The organism is Hymenobacter sp. 15J16-1T3B (assembly GCF_020711235.1).
GTDB lineage: Bacteria > Bacteroidota > Bacteroidia > Cytophagales > Hymenobacteraceae > Solirubrum.
The window spans coordinates 1-5,269 of record NZ_JAJFAV010000034.1 but is presented as its reverse complement, the minus strand read 5'-3'; the positions used below and the strand labels follow the sequence as shown (position 1 = coordinate 5,269).

The 5,269-nt window shown below is 56.3% G+C and carries 2 tRNA genes and 3 rRNA genes; all 5 read right to left on the bottom strand.

What is annotated here, in order from left to right:
• Positions 1–151 precede the first annotated feature (151 nt).
• Positions 152–263, bottom strand: a 5S ribosomal RNA gene (gene rrf / locus LJ737_RS26740).
• 86 nt (positions 264–349) lie between these two features.
• Positions 350–3,255 (bottom strand): 23S ribosomal RNA (locus LJ737_RS26735).
• A gap of 181 nt (positions 3,256–3,436) precedes the next feature.
• A tRNA-Ala gene (locus tag LJ737_RS26730) sits at positions 3,437–3,510 on the bottom strand.
• 37 nt (positions 3,511–3,547) lie between these two features.
• Positions 3,548–3,621 (bottom strand) — tRNA-Ile (locus tag LJ737_RS26725).
• A gap of 132 nt (positions 3,622–3,753) precedes the next feature.
• Positions 3,754–5,265, bottom strand: a 16S ribosomal RNA gene (locus LJ737_RS26720).
• The 16S, 23S and 5S rRNA genes sit together here with 2 tRNA genes alongside, the layout of an rRNA operon.
• Positions 5,266–5,269 lie beyond the last annotated feature (4 nt).

Sequence of the window (5,269 nt, the reverse complement as noted above, 5' to 3'; positions counted from 1 at the left end):
TGGTGGCGGCGGCGGAGGGGGCGCAGGCGGGCATCAGCTGCAACGAGCAGCTCACGCGCGAGGAGTGCGCCTGAGCCGGGGGCGGGCGGGAGGCCCGGAAACAGCAACGCCCCTCGGCGGGCGAACCGCGAGGGGCGTTGGCAGGTGACAAGGTTGGCGGCGACCGACTCTCCCGCCGGCGAAGGCAGTACCATGGGCGCTCCGGGGCTTAACGACTCTGTTCGGAATGGGAAGAGGTGAACACCCGGGCTAAAGCCACCATTGTCGTGTCGGACATCCCCGCGGGTGAGGCAAGGGAGCCGTGTAGATTTGACGCACGGCCAGCAAACACAAGAAAGCAACGAGGTAAATTCGGAAGCGTTCGGTTCATTAGTACCGCTCGGCTGACCGTTTCCGGCTTAAGACCTGCGGCCTATCAACGTGATGATCTTTCACGGACCTTATTAACGGAATGCTCATCTTCAGGTGAGTTTCGCACTTAGATGCTTTCAGCGCTTATCTCGACCCAGCGTAGCTACCCAGCGCTGCACCTGGCGGCACAACTGGTACACCAGCGGCTGGTCCAACCCGGTCCTCTCGTACTAAGGTCAGGTCCTGTCAACATTCCAACGCCCGCCACAGATAGGGACCGAACTGTCTCACGACGTTCTGAACCCAGCTCGCGTGCCACTTTAATCGGCGAACAGCCGAACCCTTGGGACCTTCTCCAGCCCCAGGACGTGACGAGCCGACATCGAGGTGCCAAACCTCCCCGTCGATATGAGCTCTTGGGGGAGATCAGCCTGTTATCCCCGGCGTACCTTTTATCCTTTGAGCGATGGCCCTTCCATGCGGAACCACCGGATCACTATATCCGTCTTTCGACCCTGCTCGGCGTGTCAGCCTCACAGTCAAGCCCGCTTCTGCTATTGCGCTCTGCATCCGGTTACCAAGCGGATTGAGCGGACCTTTGAAAGCCTCCGATACACTTTTGGAGGCGACCACCCCAGTCAAACTACCCACCAGACACTGTTTCCCGGTTAGAGATTAGGCTCCAAGCAACGCAAGGGTGGTATTTCAACGTCGGCTCCCCGAGACCTAGCGGCCCCGGCTCAACGCCTCCCACCTATGCTACACATGCGGTGCCCAGAGTCAATGTCAAGCTGTAGTAAAGGTGCACGGGGTCTTTCCGTCCCGTGGCGGGTACTCGGCATCTTCACCGAGACTACAATTTCACCGAGCTCACGGCTGAGACAGCGCCCAGATCGTTACACCATTCGTGCAGGTCGGAACTTACCCGACAAGGAATTTCGCTACCTTAGGACCGTTATAGTTACGGCCGCCGTTTACCGGGGCTTCGATTCAAACCTTCGCTTGCGCTAAGTTCCCCTCTTAACCTTCCGGCACCGGGCAGGTGTCAGGCCTTATACTTCCTCTTGCGAGTTCGCAAAGCCATGTGTTTTTGTTAAACAGTCGCCTGGGCCTTTTCACTGCGGCTTCTTGCATTGCTGCAAGGAAGCGTCCCTTCTCCCGAAGTTACAGGACCATTTTGCCGAGTTCCTTGGCCGTGATTCACTCGAGCGCCTCAGGATGCTCTCCTTGACTACCTGTGTCGGTTTGCGGTACGGGTCGTCTAGCAGTAAACGCTTAGCGGGTTTTCTTGGGAGTCTGATTAGGGTCACTATGGCCGCGTCCCGAAGGACTTAGCCTACTATCACGTTTCAGCAAGGTCGGCGTACTTCACTACCAACCCTATACCTACGCGCTTCAACGGGCACTTCCGTCCGCCCGCGGACCTTTCACTTCTCCGTCACCGCATCACTCTACTAGACGAGTGCTGGAATATCAACCAGCTGGCCATCGGTCGTCGCTTGTCAGCTTAGCCTTAGGTCCCGACTAACCCTGCTCCGATTAGCGTTGAGCAGGAAACCTTAGTCTATCGGCGTGGGGGTTTCGCACCCCCATTATCGTTACTCATGCCTACATTTGCTTTTCCAGCCGCTCCAGTACGCCTCCCGGTCATACCTTCACCGCTGCTGGAATGCTCCCCTACCGCTGTGCAAAAGCACAACCCATCGCTTCGGTACCGGACTTGATGCCCGCGTATTATCGATGCCCTGTCGCTCGACCAGTGAGCTGTTACGCACTCTTTAAATGAATGGCTGCTTCCAAGCCAACATCCTGGCTGTCAAGGCAACTGGACCTCCTTTGTTCAACTTAGCCCGGATTTAGGGACCTTAGCGGATGGTCTGGGTTCTTTCCCTCTCGGCGCGGGACCTTAGCACCCCGCGCCTCACTGCCGCGTATATCAAGATGGCATTCGGAGTTCGTCTGGATTCGGTAGGCTGTGACACCCCCTAGTCCAATCGGTAGCTCTACCTCCACTTGACTCGACCGCGACGCTGTACCTCAATACATTTCGGGGAGTACGAGCTATTTCTCAGTTTGATTGGCCTTTCACCCCTACCCACAAGTCATCCAAATCCTTTTCAACGGAAACTGGTTCGGACCTCCAGTGCGTGTTACCGCACCTTCATCCTGCTCATGGGTAGATCACAAAGTTTCGCGTCTACCCCCTCTGACTCTGCGCCCTGTTCAGACTCGCTTTCGCTGCGGCTCCGTGTCTTCAGACACTTAACCTTGCCAGAGAGGAGTAACTCGTAGGCTCATTATGCAAAAGGCACGCCGTCACCCCACCAAGGGGCTCCGACCGCTTGTAAGCGCACGGTTTCAGGTTCTTTTCACTCCCTTATCCAGGGTTCTTTTCACCTTTCCCTCACGGTACTGGTTCACTATCGGTCTCTCAGGAGTATGTAGCCTTGCCGGATGGTACCGGCGGATTCAGACGGGGTTTCACTGGCCCCGCCTTACTCAGGGTTCCACTAAGGCCCTATCAAATGTCGCTTACCGGACTCTCACCGTCTATGGTTGACTTTCCCACGTCATTCAGCTACCTGATAGCGGTCCTACATCGTGGCCCTACAACCCCGGGCTGGCCGTAACCAACCCGGTTTGGGCTCCTCCCCGTTCGCTCGCCACTACTTGGGGAATCATTGTTATTTTCTGTTCCTCCGGGTACTTAGATGTTTCAGTTCCCCGGGTTCGCCCATGTCCTTGCGGATCATGTACCTGGTCTTCAACCAGGTGGGTTGCCCCATTCGGAAATCGTGGGATATACCGGGTATGTGCCCCTCCCCCACGCTTATCGCAGCTTATCACGTCCTTCATCGCCTCTGAGAGCCTAGGCATCCCCCGTGCGCCCTTCGTTACTTCCGTAAGTAACGGTCGACTGCGAGTAATCAGCAGTCTGTCGTTTGCTCGTTGTGATGCTTCGCCATCCGTGGACGGCGAGGCTTTTTTCTCTGTATTTGCTAGCCGTTACGTCAAAGAACGTGTACCAAGCCTGTCGCTTGATGCAGTGGAAGAAGTGGTGAACACGACTTCCGAAAGTAAAGAGTGGAGAATAACGGATTCGAACCGTTGACCCCCTGCGTGCAAGGCAGGTGCTCTAGCCAGCTGAGCTAATCCCCCGTCGTTGTTGTCTACGCCGGCCGGACGCCGAAGCGAGTGGGCCTGCGTGGACTCGAACCACGGACCTCGACATTATCAGTGTCGCGCTCTAACCACCTGAGCTACAAGCCCGGGTCTTCAGCCGTTGCCCTGCGGCAGCGGTGAATCCTCGTTACTCAATCGATATTATTTGAGCGAGTGCGAAAACAACAGGTTCAAGCAAGTTGAACAAAACTCCTTGTCAGCGTAACAAAAGGGCTCCAGAAAGGAGGTGATCCAGCCGCACCTTCCGGTACGGCTACCTTGTTACGACTTAGCCCCAGTTACCTGTTTTACCCTAACTGGCTTCTGTGACGAGCACCAGCTTCAGGTCCACCAGACTTCCATGGCTTGACGGGCGGTGTGTACAAGGCCCGGGAACGTATTCACCGCGTCGTTGCTGATACGCGATTACTAGTGATTCCAGCTTCACGGAGTCGAGTTGCAGACTCCGATCCGAACTGAGAACGGCTTTTTGAGATTGGCTCCATATCGCTATGTGGCGACCCTCTGTACCGTCCATTGTAGCACGTGTGTAGCCCGAGGCGTAAGGGCCATGATGACCTGACGTCGTCCCCGCCTTCCTCGCTGCTTGCGCAGGCAGTCTGTCTAGAGTCCCCACCATAATGTGCTGGCAACTAAACATAGGGGTTGCGCTCGTTGCGGGACTTAACCCAACACCTCACGGCACGAGCTGACGACGGCCATGCAGCACCTTGCTTTGTGTCCCGAAGGAAAGGTCCATCTCTGAACCGGTCACGCGCATTCTAGCCTCGGTAAGGTTCCTCGCGTATCATCGAATTAAACCACATGCTCCACCACTTGTGCGGGCCCCCGTCAATTCCTTTGAGTTTCACCGTTGCCGGCGTACTCCCCAGGTGGGATACTTAACGCTTTCGCTAAGCCGCGGACTGTGTATCGCCCACAGCGAGTATCCATCGTTTACGGCGTGGACTACCAGGGTATCTAATCCTGTTCGCTCCCCACGCTTTCGTGCCTCAGTGTCAGTACCAGCCTAGTCAGCTGCCTACGCAATCGGGGTTCTGGATGGTATCTATGCATTTCACCGCTACACCATCCATTCCGCCAACCTCGTCTGGACTCAAGCCCTGTAGTATCCATGGCAGTTCTGCTGTTGAGCAGCAGGCTTTCACCACGGACTTGCAGGGCCACCTACGCACCCTTTAAACCCAATAAATCCGGACAACGCTTGCACCCTCCGTATTACCGCGGCTGCTGGCACGGAGTTAGCCGGTGCTTATTCAACCGGTACCGTCGATTTCCCTCGCAAGGGCTTTTTCTTCCCGGTCAAAAGACGTTTACAACCCAGAAGGCCTTCATCCGTCACGCGGCATGGCTGGGTCAGGCTCGCGCCCATTGCCCAATATTCCCTACTGCTGCCTCCCGTAGGAGTCTGGCCCGTATCTCAGTGCCAGTGTGGGGGATCGGCCTCTCAGCTCCCCTAGCCATCGTCGCCTTGGTGCGCCGTTACCGCACCAACTAGCTAATGGCACGCAGGCTCATCTACTCCCGAAATTCTTTAACCACTACGCGATGCCGCGTTATGGTCTTATGCGGTATTAATCCACCTTTCGGCGGGCTATCCCCCAGGAGTAGGCAGATTGCCTACGCGTTACGCACCCGTGCGCCACTGGGGTATTGCTACCCCCGTTCGACTTGCATGTATTAGGCCTGCCGCTAGCGTTCATCCTGAGCCAGGATCAAACTCTCCATTGTAAAA